Annotated in this window: 21 protein-coding genes and 2 pseudogenes; 17 read left to right on the top strand and 6 right to left on the bottom strand. The window is 42.3% G+C overall.

Going from position 1 to position 23,960, the window contains the following annotated elements; all coding sequences use genetic code 11:
* Positions 1 to 4: 4 nt before the first annotated feature.
* The 11 genes from mutL to glnA all read left to right on the top strand — a co-directional run bounded on the left by mutL (position 5) and on the right by glnA (position 14,313).
* Positions 5 to 2,302, top strand: a complete 2,298-nt coding sequence (mutL, locus tag ACT89M_RS16860; protein ID WP_154890489.1) for a DNA mismatch repair endonuclease MutL — start codon at positions 5 to 7, stop codon at positions 2,300 to 2,302.
* A gap of 17 nt (positions 2,303 to 2,319) precedes the next feature.
* Positions 2,320 to 3,105 carry a class I SAM-dependent methyltransferase gene (locus tag ACT89M_RS16855; protein ID WP_154890488.1) on the top strand — a complete coding sequence of 262 codons (786 nt, stop codon included), beginning with the start codon at positions 2,320 to 2,322 and terminating at the stop codon, positions 3,103 to 3,105.
* A complete protein-coding gene (miaA, locus tag ACT89M_RS16850; protein WP_154890487.1) occupies positions 3,086 to 4,042 on the top strand; it encodes a tRNA (adenosine(37)-N6)-dimethylallyltransferase MiaA in 957 nt (318 codons plus the stop codon). The genes ACT89M_RS16855 and miaA overlap by 20 nt, the downstream gene beginning before the upstream one ends.
* Positions 4,043 to 4,588: 546 nt before the next feature.
* Positions 4,589 to 4,831: an RNA chaperone Hfq gene (gene hfq / locus ACT89M_RS16845; protein WP_090916826.1), complete on the top strand. Its 243-nt coding sequence runs from the start codon at positions 4,589 to 4,591 to the stop codon at positions 4,829 to 4,831.
* 167 nt (positions 4,832 to 4,998) lie between these two features.
* Complete coding sequence (locus ACT89M_RS16840; protein ID WP_154890486.1) at positions 4,999 to 7,671, top strand: PBP1A family penicillin-binding protein; 2,673 nt, start codon at positions 4,999 to 5,001, stop codon at positions 7,669 to 7,671.
* Between the two features lie 299 nt (positions 7,672 to 7,970).
* Positions 7,971 to 8,534: a ribonuclease FAU-1 family protein gene (locus tag ACT89M_RS16835; protein WP_090916821.1), complete on the top strand. Its 564-nt coding sequence runs from the start codon at positions 7,971 to 7,973 to the stop codon at positions 8,532 to 8,534.
* A gap of 113 nt (positions 8,535 to 8,647) precedes the next feature.
* Positions 8,648 to 9,619, top strand: coding sequence for an AAA family ATPase (locus ACT89M_RS16830; protein WP_154890485.1), 972 nt, complete (start codon positions 8,648 to 8,650; stop codon positions 9,617 to 9,619).
* A gap of 112 nt (positions 9,620 to 9,731) precedes the next feature.
* Positions 9,732 to 11,018, top strand: coding sequence for a GTPase HflX (gene hflX / locus ACT89M_RS16825; RefSeq protein ID WP_154890484.1), 1,287 nt, complete (start codon positions 9,732 to 9,734; stop codon positions 11,016 to 11,018).
* An 86-nt stretch (positions 11,019 to 11,104) separates the two neighbouring features.
* Positions 11,105 to 12,358 (top strand): methionine gamma-lyase family protein, encoded by a 1,254-nt coding sequence (locus ACT89M_RS16820; protein ID WP_090916816.1) that lies wholly within the window; start codon positions 11,105 to 11,107, stop codon positions 12,356 to 12,358.
* Between the two features lie 82 nt (positions 12,359 to 12,440).
* Positions 12,441 to 12,854, top strand: a complete 414-nt coding sequence (locus ACT89M_RS16815) for a MerR family transcriptional regulator (RefSeq protein WP_056689944.1) — start codon at positions 12,441 to 12,443, stop codon at positions 12,852 to 12,854.
* 130 nt (positions 12,855 to 12,984) lie between these two features.
* Positions 12,985 to 14,313 carry a type I glutamate--ammonia ligase gene (gene glnA / locus ACT89M_RS16810; RefSeq protein WP_090916813.1) on the top strand — a complete coding sequence of 443 codons (1,329 nt, stop codon included), beginning with the start codon at positions 12,985 to 12,987 and terminating at the stop codon, positions 14,311 to 14,313.
* 106 nt (positions 14,314 to 14,419) lie between these two features.
* Here the strand turns inward: glnA and ACT89M_RS16805 are convergent.
* Positions 14,420 to 15,369: pseudogene (locus ACT89M_RS16805) on the bottom strand (site-specific integrase).
* A gap of 1,115 nt (positions 15,370 to 16,484) precedes the next feature.
* On the opposite strand from ACT89M_RS16805, the gene ACT89M_RS16800 reads away from it, so the two are divergent.
* The 4 genes and pseudogenes from ACT89M_RS16800 to ACT89M_RS16785 form a co-directional block, all read left to right on the top strand.
* The gene (locus ACT89M_RS16800) at positions 16,485 to 16,694 is read left to right on the top strand and encodes a hypothetical protein (protein ID WP_154890483.1); all 210 of its coding nucleotides are present in this window, start codon (positions 16,485 to 16,487) and stop codon (positions 16,692 to 16,694) included.
* 166 nt (positions 16,695 to 16,860) lie between these two features.
* Entirely contained in the window at positions 16,861 to 17,346 is a 486-nt protein-coding gene (locus ACT89M_RS16795; RefSeq protein ID WP_308721657.1) for a hypothetical protein, read from the top strand.
* A gap of 29 nt (positions 17,347 to 17,375) precedes the next feature.
* A complete protein-coding gene (locus ACT89M_RS16790) occupies positions 17,376 to 17,852 on the top strand; it encodes a hypothetical protein (RefSeq protein ID WP_154890481.1) in 477 nt (158 codons plus the stop codon).
* Positions 17,853 to 18,230: 378 nt separating this feature from the next.
* Positions 18,231 to 18,461, top strand: a pseudogene (locus tag ACT89M_RS16785) (fibronectin type III domain-containing protein); the annotation flags it as partial.
* A 250-nt stretch (positions 18,462 to 18,711) separates the two neighbouring features.
* Here ACT89M_RS16785 and ACT89M_RS16780 read toward each other — a convergent pair.
* The 4 genes from ACT89M_RS16780 to ACT89M_RS16765 form a co-directional block, all read right to left on the bottom strand.
* Positions 18,712 to 19,179, bottom strand: coding sequence for a hypothetical protein (locus ACT89M_RS16780; RefSeq protein WP_062325463.1), 468 nt, complete (start codon positions 19,177 to 19,179; stop codon positions 18,712 to 18,714).
* 493 nt (positions 19,180 to 19,672) lie between these two features.
* Positions 19,673 to 20,002 carry a zinc ribbon domain-containing protein gene (locus ACT89M_RS16775; RefSeq protein ID WP_154890479.1) on the bottom strand — a complete coding sequence of 110 codons (330 nt, stop codon included), beginning with the start codon at positions 20,000 to 20,002 and terminating at the stop codon, positions 19,673 to 19,675.
* A 299-nt stretch (positions 20,003 to 20,301) separates the two neighbouring features.
* The gene (locus ACT89M_RS16770) at positions 20,302 to 20,658 is read right to left on the bottom strand and encodes a hypothetical protein (protein WP_154890478.1); all 357 of its coding nucleotides are present in this window, start codon (positions 20,656 to 20,658) and stop codon (positions 20,302 to 20,304) included.
* A 368-nt stretch (positions 20,659 to 21,026) separates the two neighbouring features.
* Positions 21,027 to 21,377, bottom strand: coding sequence for a hypothetical protein (locus ACT89M_RS16765; RefSeq protein ID WP_308721658.1), 351 nt, complete (start codon positions 21,375 to 21,377; stop codon positions 21,027 to 21,029).
* Between the two features lie 394 nt (positions 21,378 to 21,771).
* Between ACT89M_RS16765 and ACT89M_RS16760 the strand changes: the two genes are divergently transcribed.
* Positions 21,772 to 21,972, top strand: a complete 201-nt coding sequence (locus ACT89M_RS16760; RefSeq protein ID WP_186809718.1) for a YolD-like family protein — start codon at positions 21,772 to 21,774, stop codon at positions 21,970 to 21,972.
* Between the two features lie 738 nt (positions 21,973 to 22,710).
* On the top strand, positions 22,711 to 23,067 hold the full coding sequence (locus ACT89M_RS16755; RefSeq protein WP_154890475.1) for a hypothetical protein: 357 nt from the start codon (positions 22,711 to 22,713) through the stop codon (positions 23,065 to 23,067).
* Here the strand turns inward: ACT89M_RS16755 and ACT89M_RS16750 are convergent.
* Positions 23,064 to 23,804, bottom strand: coding sequence for a hypothetical protein (locus tag ACT89M_RS16750; protein ID WP_154890474.1), 741 nt, complete (start codon positions 23,802 to 23,804; stop codon positions 23,064 to 23,066). The two genes, ACT89M_RS16755 and ACT89M_RS16750, sit on opposite strands and share 4 nt — an antisense overlap.
* Positions 23,805 to 23,960 lie beyond the last annotated feature (156 nt).

Below are 23,960 nucleotides of genomic sequence, written 5' to 3'. Positions count from 1 at the left end.
ATCTGTGGCTAAAATTCATGTGCTTGATGAACATATTGCCAACCAGATTGCGGCGGGTGAGGTGGTTGAACGGCCTGCATCTGTCGTAAAGGAACTGCTGGAGAATGCAGTGGATGCAGGGGCCACCAAGATTGAAGTGGCAGTGGAGGAAGGCGGTCTGCTTCGCATCCGGGTAAAGGATAACGGCTCAGGCATAGAGCCGGATGATCTGGAGACAGCTTTCTACCGCCATGCGACCAGTAAAATAACCCACGGACGTGACCTGTTTCAGATCACAAGTCTCGGGTTCCGCGGAGAGGCGCTGCCAAGTATTGCAGCCGTCTCCAAGGTGGAAGTGCTGACCGCTAGTGGAGACGACGGGCGGGGACGACGAATCGTGATTGAAGGCGGCAAGCTCTGCACTCACGAGGATGCTGCATCACCACAAGGAACGGAGTTTGTGGTTAAGGAGTTATTTTACAATACGCCTGCAAGACTAAAGTATATGAAAACCATTCAGACCGAGCTGGGACACATCTCGGATGTGTTATATCGGATGGCGATGTCGCATCCGCATATTTCGTTCACTCTTCGGCACAATGAGAATACGTTACTGCAAACGCTGGGTAATGGTGATCTGTTACAAGTGGTTGCGGCGATCTATGGTACGAGTGCGGCTAAAGCGATGCTGCCTATTGAGGGCGAAAATCTGGATTACAAGATCAGCGGTCTGATCAGTCTGCCGGAATGGACACGTGCGAATCGTGCGGGGATGTCAACGATTGTGAACGGACGATATATTCGCAACTATGGATTAAATCAGGCGATTCTGAAAGCCTATCACACGTTGCTCCCTATTAATCGTTTTCCGCTCGTGGTACTGCAGTTGGAAATGCATCCTTCACTCGTGGACGTGAACGTTCACCCGGCGAAGCTGGAGGTTCGCTTTAGCAAAGAGGCGGAACTATACGAGTTTGTGGAAACCACGTTGCGTGGGATTTTAAGACAAGAGGTATTGATTCCGCAAGTAAGGAAACAGCAAATTAGACGTGGAGATGACAGTTCATTTATCCAAGAACAATTTTTGTTCCCTCGTGGACCCGTGAAAGAGCAGGAAGTAAGTGAAGGATATGGCCAACAAGGACCGCTTGGTAAACCGGTTTTAGAAGATGATCATTCCGACCTGGATGCGCCAGCGGAAATTGAATCAGGAGCAGGAATAGCTACAGTAACAGGAGTCGGCGCAGGAAATGGGTCAGAACCAGCATTACAGCAAAGTTCTTCCGATTTCTCGCAATCGGCTCCTTTGCCCGAAGTACCACCGGAATCTACTCCAGCGTACGGTTCGCTCGATCTGTTGAATGGAGCCCAGTTCGATAAAAGGAATGATTCTGAGCAGGAGAGTAAGGGGGAGTTTCAAGGTGTAGACTCTCCTGTACCTTCAGATGCCCATATAACTGAATATCAACGTGAGAATCCAGGCCAACATTCTCGGAACAATGTGGGTGAAAGTGCAGATGTGCGTGCCGACAAAGTAGCTGCTACGAGCACATCTGAAACCCCAGCGGCTACCGGGATCCAAACCGAAGCGTATCGTGCGCCATCTTACGGCGCTCCAGTAAGGGAAAGCCGTACGCCATACACATCGGCAGGTCAAAAAGGAGAGCGTAGCTGGAAAAAAGCATCGATACCTGATCCGGTCAAACTGTCGGCTGCAATGCACGCAGATCCTTCTATGCCTGCGTTCCCTGAACTTAGTCTGATTGGTCAGCATCACGGAACGTACTTGATCGCACAAAACGATGAAGGGTTATATTTGATCGACCAGCATGCGGCGCATGAACGGGTAAATTACGAGTACTATTACGAACAGTTTGGCAATCCGGCTCAGGCCTCACAGGAGCTGCTACTGCCGATTACCCTTGAATTCACACCTTCCGAGACAGAAAAGCTAAAAGCAAGACTCGCCTGGTTTGAACAAGCGGGGGTATATCTGGAGCATTTCGGCGGCCAAACCTTCCGTGTGCGTTCTCATCCTTACTGGTTCCCTAAAGGGGACGAAAAAGACATTATCGAGGAAATGTCGGAATGGGTGCTCAGTGAACGAAGTATTGATGTGGCTAAAATGCGTGAAGCCGCATCGATTATGTGCTCCTGCAAAGCTTCCATCAAAGCGAATCAAAAGCTTACCGACCGGGAAGCTGAAGTGTTGATTCAGCGTCTGGGTTCATGCCGGCAGCCATATACGTGTCCGCATGGGCGACCGATTGTGATTTCGTTTTCAACATATGATCTGGAAAAATTATTTAAACGAGTGATGTAGTTTTATAGGGGGATATTATGTATATAACGACGGGTGACAAGGAGGCGGCTTCTCTGGTAGAACGTGCGCGCGCATTGGCCGCTAAGACTGGAGGCACCTATGTAGCACGCAACAGAACATCTCTGCCCAAATTGCTTGAGCAGTATAAGGTTCAGGAGATTCTGGTGGTGCTGAAAGGGAGAGCGCGATTGTTCCGGAAAGATGCATCCGAGCTTGAATTTCACCCGAGTATGGGATTTGTACGTGCCAAACGTGTGTTACGGGGAGAATCTGATCCGATGCTGGAAGCAGGTGCTGTTCGCGAAGGAGATACGGTTGTGGATTGTACCGCAGGGCTTGGCTCGGATTCACTCGTTTTTGCGGTGGCGACAGGTGTTCGAGGGCATGTGATTGCCTGTGAAAGCTCCGCGCCACTCTATACACTTTTACTTGATGGCATGTCCCATTATGAGAGCAACGAACCATCCATAGACGAGGCGTTCCGGCGCATTGAACTGCGAAATCAGGATCATCTGGAACTGCTTCGTTCATTGCCTGACCATAGCTGTGATACGGTTTATTTTGATCCGATGTTTCGTGAACCGATGATGGATTCGAGTGCAATCAAGCCTTTACGGGACTATGCCAATGCCCGTGCATTAGCCGAAGAGAGTATTAAAGAGGCGAAGAGAGTCGCACGCAAGCGAGTGGTCATGAAAGAAAAACGCGGCAGCGCAGAGTTTGAAAGGCTTGGATTCCAGGTGCTGGATCGGGCGAATGCAAAAACCTTGTACGGAGTGATTAATGTTGAAACCGGAAGTTGAAAAAAAACCAAAGCTACTGGTGCTGGTTGGACCGACAGCTGTAGGCAAAACAAGATTGAGCATTGAGCTGGCACAGGCTTTTAACTGTGAAATCATATCGGGAGATTCCATGCAGGTTTATCGTGAGATGGATATCGGAACGGCGAAAATAACGACGGAAGAAATGAAGGGCATTCCCCATCATCTGATTGACATTCATGAGCCGGAGTATCCGTATTCCGTAGCGGAGTTTCAGGAAAGCTGCACACGTTTGATTCCTGAAATTCATGCACGGGGTAAACTGCCCTTTATCGTGGGTGGCACGGGTTTGTACGTGGAATCGGTTTGTTATGGCTTTCAATTTTCGGACAGTGGCTCAGATGAAGCTTTCAGGGAAGAGCAGTTCAGTTATGCTCAGCAGCATGGGGCACAGGCACTTCATGATCGGCTCAGGGAAGTTGATCCAGCCAGTGCGGATCGTCTTCATGCGAATGACCAACGGCGAATTGTACGTGCGCTCGAAATTTTCCATCTTACAGGAGAGAAATGGTCAGAGCAGCTGGCTGTTCAGAAAAAAGAGTCTCCGTACGATCTACTCATCATCGGTTTGACGATGGATCGCCAGAAGTTATATGCACGAGTCGAAGAGCGAATCGATCTGATGATCGAGCAAGGGCTGGTCGATGAGGTAAAAGCGTTGCTGGAACGCGGAGTCGCGCGAGGTCATATTTCTATGCAGGGCTTGGGATACAAGGAGATTGCTGCATATTTGCAAGGTGAAGTTAGCTGGGATGCTGCGGTAGAGTGGCTTAAAAGGGATACACGCCGCTTTGCGAAACGTCAGTTGTCCTGGTTCCGTCATATGAAAGATATTCACTGGGTGGACATGACGGACACCGGGAATTTTGAAGGCCAGTTTAAGCAAATAAATGATTTGATTACACATACATGGAAATAAACTTAGTCAGACAAGACCTCTACTTTTCGATGAAAAGCTGGAGGTTTTTTTATTTTTGTTCAGGTATGCTACCCATATATGAAAAAAAGGGTTCTATCAATATGATTCAAATCGCTGATTTCAGGATAAAATTTAAGTGATCATTCTTAGGAAATCTGAGGTTTTGAGATCGAAGGTAGGGGGAACTGATCTGCTATTCAGTCTGCTACGTAACGTTCTCATAGAGCAAATGGTCGTTCCTGTGTGGAACCATTTACTAGTAGTGTGATATTACTTAACACGGTATAACGCATTAAAACTTGTTTAGTGAAGCCTTGTTATACGGTTATTACGTGAAATTTGTTCCTCTTTTGCAAATCTGTAAGGCAGTGTATAATGGATAAGTCTACTAATTTTATATCCTCTCCTCTGGGAGATGTGAAAAAGGGACAAGGGGTTTTTGTGGATTATATGAAACTGTTCATGATATAATAGCACGAAAGCTACTCAGCGATATTGAATAATACTTACACTACGAATTCAAATGAACCAATGGGGGTACGGCTAATGAACAAGTCCATCAACATCCAAGATACGTTCTTGAACCAACTGCGGAAAGAAAACATTCCGGCTACGGTCTATCTGACCAATGGCTTCCAAATCCGCGGGACGATCAAGGCATTTGACAATTTTACGATCGTCATTGACAGCGACGGACGCCAGCAAATGGTCTACAAGCATGCCATCTCCACGTTCACGCCGCAACGCAGCGTATCGCTGATGCAGCAAGACAACGGCGGCGAAGCTTAAAAAATCCGAAACCTTTTCACAAACCATTTCGTCTACAAGTATAGGTATTGAAACAGAGCAACCTAATAAGGGTTGTTCTTTTCATTCCGGGCAAAATAGGTTTAATATAAGCTTGTGCTCGCCAGAGAAATAGAAAACATGCAACTGAAAGGGAGTCAGGAGGTAACATGCCAAACGATCCGTTATCGAGGTCTAATAATCGCAACACCAATAACAAGTCAAACCAAAAAGCGAAACCTAAGACCTCTAAAAAGAAAAAAATTACGGGGAAACGCGTTGGATGGACTTTGTTTTTCACCATGGCAGTCGCCATATTCTGTGCGCTAGGCGGATATTTGTTTATTTTAATCAGTGGTGAACGCCTGCTCACAGCCAACATGGATAAAACAACAATCAATGAAACGTCAAAGGTTTATGATCGCAACAATAATATTATGGGCGAGCTGTCCATCAAAAAGCTGGAGCCTGTGGAATCCGATGATATTCCGAAATTGGTCAAAGAAGCCTTTGTTGCTACAGAGGATAAACGATTCTATGAGCACCAAGGGGTAGATATCTGGTCCATTGGTCGTGCAGCCGTCAAAGATATCATGGCACGTTCCATGGTAGAGGGCGGTAGTACGCTGACCCAGCAACTGGCCAAAAATATGTTTCTGTCGCGTGATAAAACGTTCTTCCGGAAAGCAACCGAGGTATCGATTGCGATGGCGCTGGAACGTAAGTTTTCCAAAGATGAGATTTTGACGATGTACCTGAACCGGATTTTCTTTGGCCATCAGCGTTATGGAATCAAGGCTGCATCGGAGTTTTATTTTGGAAAGAGTAACCTGAACGACCTTAAGCTGTGGCAGATCGCTACACTGGCTGCTATGCCTAAAGGGCCATCTGCATACAATCCGCTGAGTAATCCAAATGATTCGAAAACGCGTCGGGGCGTAGTATTGCAATTAATGTATGAGCAAGGTTACATCACCGAGGCGGAGATGAACGAAGCGAAGGCCGTGGTTTATAAATATACGCCGCCTGAGAAAGACAGAAAGTATCAAGCCTTTATTGACTATGTGCTCCGTGAAGCAGAGCGTGTAACGGGCATGACGGAAGACGATCTCAATATTGGCGGTTTCAAAATCTATACAACGATGGATGCGCAGGCTCAAACAGCAGTGGAGAATGCTTTCTCGGATGACAGTTTGTTTGAGGCAAGCAAGGATGATCAACAGGTTCAAGGTTCGATGGTGATTATGAATCATGAAAATGGCAGTCTTGTTGCCTTGTTAGGTGGACGTGATTATCAGACCAAAGGATATAGTCGTGTAACGCAAAGTCGGAGACAGCCAGGGTCAGCGTTTAAACCAATTGTATCTTACGCTCCTGCTCTGGAGACAGGAAAATACAGTGCGAACTCGCCGCTGAGCAATGAGAAGCAGTGTTTCGGAAATTATTGTCCGGGTAACCTGCATGGATACTCTTCTACGATCAGTATGACCGATGCCATAACAAAATCGGAAAATATACCTGCTGTATGGTTACTGGATAAGATCGGGGTAAATACGGGAGTTAATTTTGCGAAAAGTGTAGGCATTCAGCTGACGGACCAAGACAAAAACCTGGCAATCGCTCTGGGTGGTCTTAGCAAAGGTACGAATACACTGGAGATGGCTCAAGCTTACAGTTCCTTTGCTAACCTTGGTGAGTATCAGCAAGCCTACTCCATAAAAAGTATTGTGGATAGTAGCGAGAAAACCATTTACAAACATGATAAATCAGAAACCAAACGTGTGATGAGTGAACAGAACGCATATCAACTTACGCAGATGTTGCAAAACGTAGTAAATGACGGTACCGGACGCTCCGCTCGTCTGGATCGGCCAGTAGCCGGTAAAACGGGAACTGTGCAAAGTGGTATTGCTGGCAACAGTTCGAACCGTGACGTATGGTTTGTCGGGTACACTCCTGAGTGGACTGGTGCTGTCTGGATGGGTTATGACAATCCGGATGCAAAACATATGCTTAAGAACAGCAGTAAGCTGTCTGCAGCGTTTTTCGCCAAAGTCATGGGAGATGCATTAAAAGGTGTCCCTGTGAAAGAGTTCAAAACGCCAGCTGGCGGTCAGGCACCTCCTCCCGTGGAGCAACCACAGCAACCGACATTATCAGTGAGCGGATTGAATGGATCCTATGATCCATCTACTCAGACCGTTTCACTTAGCTGGACTGGAACTGGAGATGCGAATACGCAGTATCGTGTCTACCGGAAGGAGACATCGGAAGCTCAGTTTACTCATCTGATCGATGCTGTTGGCTCAACAAGTGCGCAGGATTTAAGCGCATTACCTGGGCTAACCTATGAGTATTATGTAACGGCTTATGATACGGCTTCCGCACAGGAAACTAGCCCATCCAATACCATTTCGCTTATGATCGAAGCTCAGGAGATTAATCCGCAGCAACCAGATCCAGGTACAGATCCTGAAACAGGTACAGATCCTGAAGTGCCAGGTACGGATAATCCGGACAATGGTGTGGGCGATAATGGTAACCCGAATGGTAACAATGGTAATGGAAGCGAGAATGGCAACAATGGCAATGGGAATAACGGAAACAACGGAAATGGTAATGGCAACAATGGTAACAATGGTGGATCAGGTCCTGGGAATAGTCAACCGGACGGTGGTGGTACTCCGCCAGGACAAGAAACGACTGATCCTGGAAGTGACGGCTCAAGTGATGGTGGAGTGAGTACACCGGGTCAAGTCGTTACACCACCAGACAGTGGAACCGGTGGAGACGGCGCAGGAACAGAAGTTCCTTCTACCCCTCAATCCGGTTCGGGAGGATAAAAATCCTGTTTCACAATAGTATATATGTGTACTCAACTGCTTCCCGGTTCGCCGGTGAAGCAGTTTTTGTTTTGTATGAACAAAAGGAAGGTTACAATTCGATATCCAAGATCATGTGAACTATGAATAGCAACATAACAAGCTTAGTTTTGAGTGTATCCTTTAAATATGGTAAGCTGTAGCTATTCGTAATACGTTGTATAGAGCAGATTCATAGCACTTGTTCTCTAGTAGACGTATAAATGTTCACCAATCCAAAATGCAGATCATAGATCTGCAGTCGGCAAAGAGGGGTTCGTATGAAACGGAAATTCGGGGATCGCGCAAACTGGCGCCGGATTACGAACCGACAATTTACATGCCGGTTCGTTCAGTCCAAAATTTTCACAGGTTACATTACGCTGTACACCATACAGGATTTAAAAGAACCCTTGTGGAAGACGTATGGAGGTACAACCTTCTGTATTGCTGACAAGGGATACTCCTGGCTACAGTACTATCCGAAGGGAGAACACTTTGTTGTTACAGCCATGTTTGATGATCAGCAGCAAATTGTAGAGTGGTACATCGATACTTGCCGTAGCCAGGGAATTACCGATCAGGGTGTTCCTTGGTTTGATGACCTCTACTTGGACGTTGTTGTGCTGAAGGACGGAGAGATCTTTTTGCTGGATGAGGATGAGCTTGAGGATGCCTTGTCACGGAAACATATTACAACCGGAGATTATGATCTCGCGAATAAAACGGCGAAGGAGCTGCTCCATGCCATTGATGCTCATGTGTTCCCATACTTTCAGTTATCACTGAAGCACAGACAAACGTTATTTGAGAACGGGGAGTTTCGCAAAAACATCCAGGTCTAAAACGAATTTTTCTGACCAGAACTTTTCTTGTACATCCTTCTAATATCTGGACACCTGATAGAATACATTAATAATCAGGAGAGATCAGCCCGATAAAATAGAGGTGATGGCGAATGAACGGACGGGTCATGGCTGCAGGAGGGCAACCGGGAGGCAGACCATCCAGGCAAATTAATGTGGTACTACGTAACCAGGAACCTCAAATACTCGCTAAAGATGAAGCACTCTCGGTACAAGCGGCTAAAAGTATAACAAAGCATGCGCATTTTCAGGAGATTCAGGGTGAACTTGAGCAACTGGTGGGACTCGAAAATATCAAAGATTTGGTGTTCGAAATTTATGCATTTCTTCAGATTGCGCAGATGCGCTCCGAGGCAGGTCTGCTAAGTGGTGCACACGTGTATCATATGATCTTTAAAGGCAACCCCGGAACGGGCAAAACCACGGTAGCCAGAATCGTAGCCAAAATGTTTCAGAAGATGGGCGTGCTGAACAAAGGACATCTTATTGAAGTGGAACGTGCTGACCTTGTGGGGGAATATATTGGTCATACGGCTCAGAAGACCAGAGATTTGGTTAAGAAAGCCCTTGGAGGCATTTTGTTTATCGATGAGGCGTACAGTCTGGCTCGCGGCGGGGAGAAAGATTTTGGCAAGGAAGCGATCGATACACTTGTAAAATCAATGGAGGACCATAAAAACCAGTTTATTCTGATCTTGGCGGGATACTCGGAAGAAATTGATTTTTTTCTACAAACGAATCCAGGTTTACCTTCTCGCTTTCCGATTCAGGTTGAATTTCCAGACTATACGATTGACCAGTTGATCCAAATCTCTGAGATTATGGCCAAAGAGCGTGATTATATTTTGATGCCTCAGACCATACTCAAGTTAAAGCAACATCTTCTTCAGGAGAAGAATGATTCGTTGCACGCGTTCAGTAACGCCAGGTATGTAAGGAATGCAATCGAGAGATCAATCCGGCATCAGGCTGTTCGTTTGCTGGAGCAGTACTCGGATGGAAGTCCGGGTAAGCTGGAGCTCATGACTATTCGTACAGAAGATTTGAAGTTTGAACGAAAGTAAGCGATAATAACCTTTTAACAGAGCCGGCCGGGCTAACCGGTTCGGCTTTAACCATGCCACGGGCATTTCGTGGTTTAATGTATTTATACGGAGCAGGGGAGTTGGTATATATATGACAATGGGCACGCACGATACAGATACAACCAAAAAAGACCGCGCAATATTGGTCAGTCTGGTTACCGATGAAGTGAAGCGTTCAGGCATTAATCATGAGTATTCATTACAGGAACTTGTGAAGCTGGCTGAAACCGCAGGCGTTGAAGTTCTCAGTGTATTAACCCAGAACCGGGAAACAAGGGACACGAAATGGTTTATTGGTAAAGGTAAAGTGGAAGAACTGCGTTTGGTTGCAGACGAGCTGGGAGCAACGACAGCTATTTTTGATCAGGAGTTGTCTGGCGCTCAGGTTCGAAATCTGGAAGAGGCTTTGGATCTGAAAATTATTGACCGTACACAGCTTATTTTGGATATCTTTGCGCAACGTGCCAGTACACGGGAAGGGATCATTCAGGTAGAACTGGCGCAACATAGCTACTTGTTGCCGCGTTTATCGGGGCATGGTAAAAACTTGTCACGACTTGGGGGCGGCATCGGGACAAGAGGCCCAGGTGAGAGCAAGCTGGAGACAGACCGTCGTCACATCCGGGGACGGATCGATGATCTAAAGCGTCACCTCGAGGAAGTCACACGTCATCGTAAACTGCACAGAGAGCGTCGTAAAAAAACTGGGATTATTCAAGTTGCTTTAGTAGGTTACACAAATGCAGGTAAATCAACATTGTTGAAGCAGTTAACCGCAGCGGATGTATATATTCAGGATCAACTTTTTGCTACGCTCGATCCAACATCACGTACAATGGAGCTACCGAGTGGTAAAGAAATTGTACTGACGGATACCGTTGGTTTTATTCAAAATTTACCTCACGATTTGGTTGCGGCTTTCCGCGCGACATTGGAAGAAGTGAATGAGGCTGATCTGATTTTACATGTTGTAGACGCTTCATCCGAAATGCGTGACGATCAGATGAGCACAGTTCATACCATTTTGCAGCAACTTGGTGCAGGGGACAAGCCTCAGCTTGTTCTGTATAACAAAAAAGATGCCTGCACGCCGGAACAACTACAGATGCTTCCTTTGGATAAAAAGCATATTAAAATAAGTGCACTTGATGAATCAGATTTGATCAAGGTTCGTGAACTGATTCAAGCGGAACTGACAGGCGATACGAAGCGATTCCGTATTCCGGCGGAACGTGGGGATCTGACATCTGTACTCTATAAAATCGGAGACGTTGTAGGAACGGAATATGATGAGAACGATGTTATCTATCAAGTCGAGCTGCAAAAAGGTGAATATGAGAAGTTTGCATATTTACTCGAAGATTTCATTGAACTGTAATATTCATGACATATTAATGTGATAAGTTGACACGAGAATTGATTCGAATGCGTCAGTTTCGTGCTATAAAAGGGGAATGAAGCAAGATGGCAAGGTTTGATTCAACTATTCTAGAACTTCAACATCAGGTGGAACGTCAGATCGAGGGACAACTTCATCAGGTTGATCGTATTGTAGATCACAATCAATGGAAAGTTATCGATGCCTTTCAGCGCAGAAAAGTAAGTGATTATCATTTTGCGGGCTCAACGGGGTATGCCTATAACGATCGTGGACGTGAGGTGCTTGATGAGGTGTATGCGGATGTGTTTGGTGCAGAAACTGCACTGGTGCGTCCTCATTTTGCCTCAGGAACACACACGATAAGTACGGCCCTGTTCGGCGTATTGCGGCCAGGAGACAATCTGTTGTACATCACAGGTAAGCCCTATGACACATTACATAAAGTGATCGGCAAGCCTGGGGATGGAACAGGGTCTCTCCGTGATTTTGGGGTTGGCTATGCTGAAACTGAACTCACAAACGCAGGGCAAGTGGATTGGGGAGCGGTGGAAAAGTCTATTACGCCAGCAACGAAGGTTATAGGCATTCAGCGCTCACGCGGTTACGACTGGCGTTCTTCGTTTACAATTGAGGAGATTGCAGATATGGTGGCACGTGTTAAATCGTTGAAACCAGACGTTATCGTGTTTGTGGATAATTGTTACGGCGAATTTACTGAAGAACGCGAACCTACGGAAGTAGGTGTGGACTTGATGGCAGGTTCGTTGATTAAAAATCCTGGTGGTGGGTTAGCAGAAACCGGAGGATACATATGTGGTAAAGAGAAGTATGTACAACTGGCAGCGTATCGCTTGACTGCACCTGGTATTGGGGGTGAGGTGGGTGCTATGCTGGGGACAACACGAGGCATCTACCAAGGACTTTACATGGCTCCGACCATTGTTGGTCAAGCGATTAAAGGAAGTATTTTTGCTGCGGCGATGTTTGCTGCATCCGGATTTGTAACGAAGCCTGCGTGGGATGAGCCGCGTACCGACCTGATTCAGGCGGTGCAATTCAGCTCTGCGGAGCATCTAATTGCTTTTGTGCAAGGCATTCAGCAGGCAGCAGCTGTTGATAGCCATGTTGTGCCTGAGCCTTGGGATATGCCTGGATATGAGCATCCTGTCATTATGGCGGCAGGTACGTTTATCCAAGGAGGAAGCTTGGAGTTATCCGCCGACGCACCGATTCGAGAGCCTTTTATCGGTTATATGCAAGGTGGGTTGACTTACTCTCATGTTAAATATGGCGTTTTGATGGCATTACAAGCGATGAAAGATCGTAAATTATTGTGAGTTTATCTAACATGTCATTGACACTTTGTAACAACTAAATGTACAATAGGGTCAAGAATAGATGACTGGAAGGTTGATGAACATGGGCGACGAGATTCGCAGAAATATGGCCTTATTCCCGATCGGTATCGTAATGAAACTTACCGACCTGTCCGCGAGACAGATTCGTTATTATGAGCAGCATAGTCTCATTGTTCCTGCAAGAACTTCAGGGAATCAGCGTTTGTTTTCCTTTAACGATGTTGAGAGATTGCTAGAGATTAAAGCTCTGATTGAAAAAGGAGTTAACATTGCTGGCATCAAGCAAGTGATGAATCCTGTCTCAAAAGAGTCTGAAGAGGCAACGGTGATTACGCCAGATACGGAAGTTAAACGTAGAGAGCTGTCCGATACGCAACTGCACCGCTTGCTGAAGCAACAGCTGGTGTCAGGCAAAAGACCAGGCCAAGTATCTCTCATCCAAGGTGAACTTTCTCGTTTTTTTAATAAAAAATAATCGGTTCACCTAACGAGGCGGGTAAGGTAAATTTCAAACTTCTGATGTCAGACTCCTTGACCCGTGGAACATTCTAATGTACAAATATAACATGCAAGCCAAATACGCAGATAAGAAAGGGAGAGGAATCATGAGTTATACAAAAGAAGACATTCTCCGCATCTCCAAAGAAGAAAACGTACGATTCGTTCGATTGCAATTCACCGACTTGCTGGGAGCGATTAAAAACGTTGAGATTCCTGTAAGCCAGTTAACGAAGGCTTTGGATAACAAAATGATGTTTGATGGTTCTTCCATTGAAGGTTATGTTCGTATCGAAGAATCCGACATGTACCTCTATCCGGATCTTGACTCTTGGCTTATTTTCCCATGGGTATCCGATAATCGCGTCGCGCGTTTGATCTGTGACGTATATCTGCCAGACGGCAACCCATTCCCAGGTGATCCACGTGGCATCTTGAAGCGAAACCTGAAGGAAGCCGAAGAAATGGGATTCACTTCCTTTAACGTTGGTCCTGAACCAGAATTCTTCTTGTTCAAAACGGATGAAAAAGGAAATCCAACAAACGAACTGAATGACCAAGGTGGATATTTCGACCTTGCACCAACAGATCTTGGTGAAAACTGTCGTCGTGATATCGTTATTACACTTGAAGAAATGGGCTTTGAAATCGAAGCTTCTCACCACGAGGTAGCTCCTGGTCAGCATGAGATCGACTTCAAATATGCGGATGCATTGAAAGCGGCAGACCAGATCCAAACCTTCAAACTCGTTGTTAAAACGATTGCACGTCAGCATGGATTACATGCTACGTTTATGCCAAAACCATTGTTCGGTATGAACGGTTCCGGTATGCACTGTAATCAATCCTTGTTCCGTGGCAATGAGAACGCATTTGTTGACGAGTCGGACGAACTGGGCCTGAGCAAAACTGCACGTCACTTCATGGCTGGAACGCTGAAGCATGCACGTGCGTTTGCAGCAATTACTAACCCGACTGTGAACTCCTACAAACGTCTTGTGCCAGGTTACGAAGCACCATGTTACGTAGCATGGTCTGCAAGTAACCGTAGCCCAATGATCCGTATTCCTGCTTCACGTGGTCTGAGTACTCGTGTTGAAGTTCGTAACCCGGATCCAGCTGCTAATCCTTACCTCGCTTTGGCTGTTTTATTGAAAGCAGGTCTGGACGGAATCAAACGTGAGCTTTCCTTACCAGCTCCGATCGACCGTAACATCTACATCATGTCAGAAGAAGAGCGTGTGGAAGAAGGCATTCCTAGCTTGCCAGCTGACCTGAAAGAAGCATTAAACGAATTGATCCGCAGCGAAGTAATCTGTGATGCTCTCGGCGACCACGCCCTGGCTCACTTCTACGAGCTGAAAGAAATTGAGTGGGACATGTACCGTACACAAGTCCACCAATGGGAACGCGATCAATATATCACGTTGTATTAATCCCCGAATCCCTTGCGCCATCTGGCGTGAGGGGTTTTTCTTTTTGTGGGCAAAAGAATTAAATATTATACTGACATGATAGTGCCCACAAATTGCCCACAAAAATTTAATCTTGAAGAATACCTTTAGTAAATACTTCGAACTTATCCATGTTGCTTTTCTGAATTTTAGAAGAAATGTGGGCATAGACATCCGACGTAATTTGAATGCTGCCGTGGCCCAATTGCTCTTGTACGAATTTCATATCTGCTCCAGCTTCAAGCAACAATACAGCACAGGTATGTCGGAGGGAATGAATGGGGAGGGAGGGGAGGTCGCTTCGGTCCAGTATCCGAGAGAAAGCATTGAATAATGATGATTTCGGCATATAGTTACCGTCTTCTCTGCATAACACTAGATCAAGGTCAAGATGATATCGTTCCCCTAAAACCCCTTTATTCTGCTTCTGCCATTCTTGGTGATACTTTAAATCATTAGCTAATGATTGGGATATTCTAATCGTTCTCTCTGATTTGATGGTCTTGGTTTCTCCGAATAATCCTTCCTTATCTTTAGCGGTAAAATCTAAAGTTTCGTCAATTGTTATTAACTGATTTTCTAGATCAATATCAGGCCATTTCAAGGCGGCAGCTTCACCTTTTCTCATTCCTGTTTCAATTAAGACTTTGAAAAAGATCCAATAAATGTAGCCGTGGGACCTTTTTCTGAAATCGAGTTAATGAAATTCTGATACATAGGTTTAACATCTCGAAGTAGTATGTTTCTGAAATAAGGCAAGATGTGATTCTTGATGTTGTTTTGATGTAGAAGTAGTGTGTTTTTTCGAACACTCCCTTTTTTGTATTGATCAATCCAAAAATAAAGATAATCTTTTAAACTCAAATCACTTTGCTCGTAGCCAGCGGAGAGACTCCTTTCGAACTCTGCAGCAGCTAATTGAGCTTCTTTCTTGGTTTTGAATCCCCGCTGAGACTTTTCGCGAAAAGTCTGTGTGAATGGATCTTTGTACCTTGGACGGTACTCCCAGCCAGTAGCATGTTTCTTGAAGCTTGCCATAAAAATCACCTCTATCAGAACCTATGTTCTTTTTTTGTGTATGTAAAACCGCCTCACAGCGATGTAAGCGCCTATTGACTGATTTTAAACAGTCAGTGAATTATTGTTGTTGAAAGATATTTAAGGGAAGTTTTCAGTTAGAATCTGAAAAAGATATTTTAAAGAAATCATCAAAAAACGAGCCTTAGTAACTAAGGCTCGTTTATGCAAAAGCCACTATTGGCTCTAAAAGTTGTGATTGGTTTAAGACAGTGGTTTCTCACTGACAAAGTAGCTATATTAATTCTACCCTATTTCAGAGGGTTTGACCATACTTTAGCTTATAGTTATTGTCCTTGGTTCGAGACCAGAACTTGTACCAGGTGCCGGAATGGAATAGAACGTAGTTCATTCTGAGAATAGAGATGTGTCTAATCATTGTGCATTTAACTGAAAATATCATGTTCTATTCAAATTCGCAATTATAGAGGCTTTTTTGTTTTAAGGAACCTTAATTTTAACGATATAAGTTCTTGGTTCAGTGACAAAACTCATATCGTTTTGGATAAAAAACATACATTTGACCCACAATTTACAATATTTATTAAAACGGAAAGAGAAAGGTAGAGTTAAGTGTAAAAAACGCTACGTCCTTGGAGTATCTCAAACACCTAGCTCGACTGGCACATAGTGGAAAATTAGCACAAACCGTCCCGGACATTCAATTGAAGCTGTTTAACCGTCTACGGCAAGTTCCGTGCATAAAAATACCCCTCATTCCGGATAAGCGGATAGAGGGTATTCGTTGTTACTTCTCCTATGCGAACCCTATAGGGCACTGCGAAGAGCCAGCCAGCTCGTTGCGATTTTGTTTTACAGCCGATTCAGCGCGATCAGTGAATGTATCGGACCTGCTTCCACAGATGCCTTCGACGCGTCAAGACGGCGAGTAGGAAGGATTCCCGCATCCGTCACTCTATTCATTCGTTTGCCATGCCCTCGACGCCGAACTGAATAGAATGGAGGTTTTAATGTTATTACAGACATTTCTTATAGCGAGAATTCACATGAGGGCATACTAATTTAAAACATTGTACAAAATATAAAACGAAATTTTAAAAAAAGGAGGAAATTTAATGGTGTTTGGATTTGTGAATGAGGGGAAATTCTACGAAATTTTGGTTAGTTCCGATCCATTAACATTTAAAGAGAATATTAGACAACAAATTGCACGTTTACCTTTGCAGCTTCAATTTGGTAACGATGACGAACAAAATTTTGTTTTGATTTCCTATAAAAAAACGGAAACCGGAGAGTCCCCAGAGATAGTGGAGAGATCTAGTTAAATTCAAAAATATGCTATTTTTATGTTACTGAAACGTAGAGAAGAAGGGTCCACTTCTTTCTCATCTTCGGTTGATGGTTCTGTGAATTATCGTGATTCTGAACCTAGTCCATCCATCTAATTATCCAGTGAAGAGCAAATAACTCAAAGAAAGCAGGAGGTCGCATATGTCAAGTATTACTATCGGTGGGACTTTAGGAGAATTGGCTGAAAAAGCGAAGAAAGAACTAAAAAAATTAAAAATCAAGGATGTTAACGATTTTTTCGAGAAATTAGGTAATGATATTGATCATCTACCTCAAGATGTAAAAAAAGCAATAAAAGATACTGAGGAGGAGTTAAAACGTCTCAATATTAATTTTAACGAATTACTAGAGAATGGTTTTGATTCAATGAAAGAAATTTTTGAAAAAATTCCTACACCAGAAGAGTTTGCAAGAGAGATGGCTTTGAGTTTTGCAAATCGTGTAAAAGAGGATACTAAAGACGATACCTCTATAAAATTATGTACAGGAACAGTAGGAGGACTTTTGGTTGCTGCTGGTTTAACGATGAAAACTGCATCTTCAGGTGCTCCAAATCCTTATGCGGATTATCTTATTATTTCCGGTCCTGTTGCTGCAACTTGGGGTTGCACAGAAGCTTATAAATAAATTAAACATTAGATATGGAGGATTTTAATATGGGATTGAAAATTGGTGGAACGTTAGGAAAGATGGCTGAAGGAGCAAAAAAAAAGTTGAAAGGTATTAAAATTAAAGATGCCTCAGATTTTTTTGAGAAGTTAGGAAGTGATTTTCAACATATTCCTGAGGACGCAAAAAAAGCTGTGAAGGATATAAACGATGAATTAACACGATTAAATCTTAATTTTAATGAACTTTTAGATGATGCGTTAGGCAAAAGTGCTGAAAAACTAAACGAAGCACCAACACCAGAGGAGTACGCAAATGAAATGGCACTAGAATTGGCAAAAAAATATAGAGAAAGAGACGGGAGCTCGGCCGAGCAATGTCCTAAAGTTGTAAAAGGACTTTTAGTTGCGTTGGGCGCATCAATGAAGCTCGAGTCAGGCCAGACTGAAAATATGTATGCTGACAGTTTAATTGACAATAGAGAGGCAGCCGCAAATTTGGGATGCTCAGGAGCATTCAAGTAGCGACAAGGGGATGCCAAGTTTGTTGGCTGTATGTACATGTCTTTCGTATTAAGATCAGCCAGTGAACTCTGGTTGGCCAATTTTATATGCGTTTTTAAAATTAGTGATTCCTGTGTAGAATGAAATTTGTTCGATGGGAATAAGTGCCGAAATAAAAGGGAGGGGATACGGTAATCGGAACATGTTTTTGTCCCTCGACAAATTTGAAGGACAAGAACTTGTACCGATTACCAAAATGGAAAAGAACATAGTCCGAGTGCCGATTAGATATAAATCTAATCATTATGCATATCACTTAAAACCTCATTAAGTACCTTAACTCATGTAAATGAGCCTTGCAGGGCCAGAATAATGTACAGTTCAATTACGGCCATCCATGGAAATCGAGCCATTTTTGTGGTAACTTTGACCACAGGTCTTGAAAAGGAATTCGATCTTAGTATGCAAGAAGTTAACAACTTTATCGATTGGTACGAATCAAAACAAGTTGGAAGTGGAAAGGCATCATACGCTATTGATAAGCAAGATAATAACAAGGGACCATTCAAAAGTCGCAAGGAGTACATCCTATTTGATCGTGTCTTAACGTTTGAAGTAAGCGAATACTGAGAATTTGTTACAAAGGCTACCGCGATTGTATTGCGGTAGCCTTTGTTCGTTCTTTTATAATACACTGAAATAGCTTTTCATTTTCCTTTATAGTAATAATTAACAACCGGAATAGTCTATCAGGACTAGGTACATTTTGCTATGAAAAATTTATGGTATGAAGCGATGAATCATTTTAAAAGACCAAAATGAAAAAGACTCCCTGTATGAAGATGGAGAGCCTTTTCTTGAATTTAGACTATAATATTGATTAGTTGTATTTTGTAAATTGAATATTATAAGGTTGGTTGTAGTTGTTAATGCCGTTATCCATGATTCTAAAGTAAACCTTCTCCCCAGGTTTAGCACTCATACCAATTGCCTCGGCGTATCCAGGCCCATTCCAGTTATCCGTTTTAATGAACTCTATTCCACCGCTTGCATTCATTTTATAAACAATCATAACAATATCGAAATTAGGTGGAGGGGTAGCAATAACGCCAAATGTGATTACAGAAGATCCATTTGTATTGTCTACAAGATAATAATCATTATCACTCATACTGTCTAAATACTGTGTAGCGCTGAATCCAGAAGTTGGACTAATACTTGTATACATTACTTCCGCGGTTTCAGGAGTATCTGCCCAACCCGTTGCTGCAAAAGCAGAACTTGACCCGAAAGCCATCAAACATGCCGTTGCCATAACAGAAATAGAGAATTTTCTTAATCTTTTCATATTCAAACCTCCCAAATATACTAGAGCCACTAGAGTAAGATTCTGTGTTAAGTTGTTATTTGAAATTAAAAATATAGAAGAGATCTCACATAATTAGGTTGGCCAACCATGGATAAATATACCATAATAAATCGATATTTGTAAACGATAATATTGTAAAATGATGGATTTATAATTATTATTTTGGAAAGTTCTATTTATAAAATAGATGGAAATGAAGGAAAAACACGACTTTTATCGAAATGTTAGATTGGTGATGAGATGAATTATATACATAAGATATTATCCACAGAAATGGATTTTTTCTCAGCAGCCCTAGCCCAGGTCCGCGTATCAGTCTGGCATGTTTTGGGCGATCGCGAACACATCATTGACTATGGCGACCCGGTGTTGGAGTATAGTCCAGTATCCATTAAGATTATGGGGAAGAGATACTTTCGTGATACGTTTGAATTTAGGGTACAAAAAAAGGAACCATATAGTGATTCCTTTTTTACCAATCTCTTATGAACTCTATTAAACCCAATATAAGTAATAGACCACATGCAAGAGCAACAATTCCAGCTAAAAAACTGCCTATTATAGAATTAGCGACTACATTTATATTTCCAAAATTATCTCCACAATAAGGACATATAATAGCAGTTTTTGATACCGGATTTCCGCAAGATCGGCATGGTTCCATGCTTGATGAGTTACCTTTAATGGTTGCTTTGATATTTCGGAATGTAGAAAGAAACAAACCAGCAGATAAGCCTAATATAACTAGAATAAAGCTTGAAAATAATATTATTGCAATAACAAAGAATATTTTCTCTTCCATATATTCCTCCACTATGTAATCAATCCAGAATAGTCTATCAGATCAATTTGTTTTTTTCTATAAAATTGTATGGATGTGGATAATGAATACATATCGAGAGTTAAAAAGTGACATGGTAGTATTGCGCCAGGCGAGAATACTTTTGGCATGCATTGGAGCAGCAGGAGCACTTGATTGATTACGGCGGATCGGTGGATGCTTATACGGAGGTATCCGTCAAGTTGGCGGGAAAGAGATTTTTTAGGGACACATTTGAGTTTAGGGTACAAAAATAGGAGCCTTTTCAGGCTCCCCAATTTCTATTTACTAGTGAATAAAAGGTATAATTCTTGTGCAGGTTCAAACATAACTATAATAAGAAACACAGCCAAAGCACCACTCAACACGCCCAGTACAAGCATAGCAAACATTGATTCAGCGATTGAGGATGTGCTGCCTCTTCCAAAGCTTTCTCCACAACTGGGACAAATAATGGCTGTTTTTGATACTTCATGTCCGCATACATTACACGGTACAAGTTTGGAACTCAAACCACGAATTTTTTCCCTAATATTCATGAATAAAGCGTAAAAGCATGCGTGAGCGAAATATAAAAGTGGCGATATCCCGCAGAATCCAATTATTAGCGCAAAAATAAGTTCAGCCTTATCACTCATGTTATTCCTCCATCTATGTATTTAATCCAGATTAGTCTATCAGAACTATATTACCATTTCCATAATTTTGGATAAAAAAGCTTGTCCCATTAGGACGACACTCAAATAATAAATTTATTTTCCTTAATAATTTCACATCGTTATTCCTCACACTTCCAACTTCTTTCGACACCTCGTAAACTCACATTTTAGCCGCTTCATACGGCTTAAGTAGCCCCAGTAACCTCCTTTAAATCTATAATCAGTTTGTTATATTACTCAAACACAGATGCGGGATCTCCAGTAACAAATAAAACACCTCAACCTAATTATAGCTATTTGCTATAAAAGATTGAGGCGGTATGTTATGGGTTAGTTGGAATACTCAATCAATTCAAAAATGTTCGTTCAAACCATCCAACTGACTCGGTCAAAGCTGCAACTCCTAGTGCAAAAAAAACTAAAGCGAGAAAAAAACACATAACTATGGAATCACCTGCTCCATGCAGCTCACCATAATTTTCTCCGCAATCAGGACAAATTAAAGCTGTGCTTGATATTGATCGTCCACACGTTCTACAAGATCTGGTCTTACTTACTTTCACACCTCTTAATTTCCTATAGATATTGATAAACATGTAGATTGCAGCTACGATTGCCACCAAAAAAAATATTAATACAACTATTCCTAAAACAAATACACCGACGTAATTACTTAGTTTATTCATTTGTTCACTCATACGAAGCATTTTTCCCTTCAATTAATGTAACTCTAGCACACAATCATTTAGATAATTCTCTAGGAGATTCACTACCTAATTGCCAGCCCGAAATTATCCGATTATTTTATGTATTTCATATCTTCTTCCTTCAATGCCCTCAGCCCACTGTTCACATCCTTTCATATAGCCTGTAGCTCTTTAGTAGCGTAGCTGCGGAATACATACATTGGGAAGATAGGTCTGCTACGGCCAACATAGTGATACTGGAAGGATGGGAAAGTGAGGGAGAACGTCCTAAGGTAGACCATACACCACCTTCTGGAAACATTGACTATTGGACTCAATATAAAGGGGGCTTGTCATACGTAGCAGACTGAAGGATAACGGATTGTATGAGACATCCAGAATGATTATGCCTGTACACAGAGAAGCATGGTTGGCTCAGTGCGAGCAACAGAAGAGACGTGGCAAGCCAGATTTGGACGATCAGGAAATGCAACGGATCAGTGAATTACTTGTTGACTCTTATAATAGAAGTAGTACGATTGATTTGATATTATTTAACCCTTTCTTTGAAGAGCCGCTCTCAGTAGTAGTTGTGGTGTGGGATTAAACTCTGCACGGTGTGAAATAAAGTTGATGCTAGAGGATGAGTTCCGCTGGGTTTCTTTGCCGAAATTGTCTCTGTTAAGTAATGAGATTGTAGCGCATTGGAATTGCGAACGTAATACTTTATAATATCTGTATAAGTACATTAATTTAATTATTTTCGATTTAATCAGGCAATATAGAATAGATTTATCGCATTTAATGTCAGAGTAGTAATGAAAACAAAATGAATATTTGAAACGAGTTTCTTCATTATAATAAGAAAAAAAGGGCGCCCACAAAAGCGCCCACAAAATGCCCACAAAAGTCTGAATGATTATGATTAGTTTTGAAAAGTTGATCATTGATAATACTTGTTTTAAGCGGGTTTCAAATGGTGAATGATACACTTTGAAAGCTAGGAACATAAACCATACACAAGTCCACCAATGGGAACGCGATCAATATATCACGTTGTACTAATTGAAGAAACCTTGTAACTACGGGGTTTTGAAAGAATAAACCGGGGGACGTTTTGAGAGACTTGCACGTCTATTGAGGTTGCGTCCCCCAAACGTCCCCCGGTTTTTGATTTTCTGATCCAAAAATAAGGGAAGTGTACTCTTGATACTTATCAATGTTTCTCTTTTCTAGCTTTATAGAAATATGAGCATTCACATCGGATGTAATTTGCACACTACCATGCCCAAGTTGCTCTTGCACATTTCCATGGAGTTATTACTTGTTAAGGAGAATTGTACATATGACAAGCAAAATTAAAGATTTTACGGCAAACACATTGTTTGTAGAAAACTTAGAATCATCAAGATTAAAAGATGGAAAAGTCAAGAAGAAAGGTTTTGTGGTTTGGAAACTACGTTCTATTCTTTTAGCTTTCTTATTGATTTGGTGTCTATCCGCTGTACTGATTTATCTGTGTTTTGACAGCTGGGGCAGTAGAGGAACTTTTGGAGATTTGTTTGGGGCCATTTCCTCCGCTGTGCTTTTTTTGTGCTTAAACAAAAAAAGAAACGGCACAGGACTTTTCTATACCGTTTCACATTTAATTTTCTATACTCATTTTGTCTTTGCTCGAGGGAGGTTTTTTTGTATTCCTTAGTAAGATTGAAGTGAAGACCATGGTGAATCGTTGATAACATAAAGCTGTAATTTGTAATCAGTACTGAAATTACCGTTGTATTTCACGTAAGTAAAAGAAAAGGTTGCTTTGGCTGGGGAGTCATATGTTTGATATTGCTGAACAATATAAGGCTGAACCTGATTACTTGCATATCCTGCTGCCACATCTACAAAACCGTCAAAAACCTTTGATATATAATCATAACCACCGTTTACCAATACATAGTCCGCATAAAATTTAGCTTTCACAAAAACAGTTTCTTCTTTAACAAGTGCATTGTAGTATTTTTTATAACCACTTCCGCTTACAACCCAACCAGTTCCATTATCAACAATCATAGGTGTAATCATGTCAGGTTTAGCAGTAGGTTTAACAACTTCTAAAGTAGCAGCAGTAGCATCAAAAGTAGATTGAATTACAGAACCATCAGGAAAAACTATTCTCTTAACCTTTAGCTTCTCAGAGTTAATATATTCTTCTGTAACTCCAGTATCTTTTTTCTCTGGATTATCTGAATCTGGAATACCACCAGCTTCAATTTTTTCTATAAGAGAATCCCTTACCGCATCTGATATACCTAAATTCTCCGCGTATTCTGTGATTTTTTTAAGTTCATCCTGTGATAGTTGAACCTTAACTGAATTGCTTGCAAAGATGCTTGAGGAAAAAGTAAATAACATAATAATAGACACAGCAACAGTTAATATCTTTTTCATGTTAACTCCTCCTAAAATATAATTATAATAATTAGTTAAATTTAATTCATTCAAAGATTATTAATTTAAATCAGAGCCTTGATATTCGATCAAAAACATGCAGATACAGCTAATAAGCTAGCAAGTAATTTCTTTATCATACAATCTTCGCTCCCT

Source organism: Paenibacillus sp. NN59, assembly GCF_057597225.1.
Note: the sequence above shows the minus strand (reverse complement) of the source record. Positions and strands in the feature narration are given on the sequence as shown.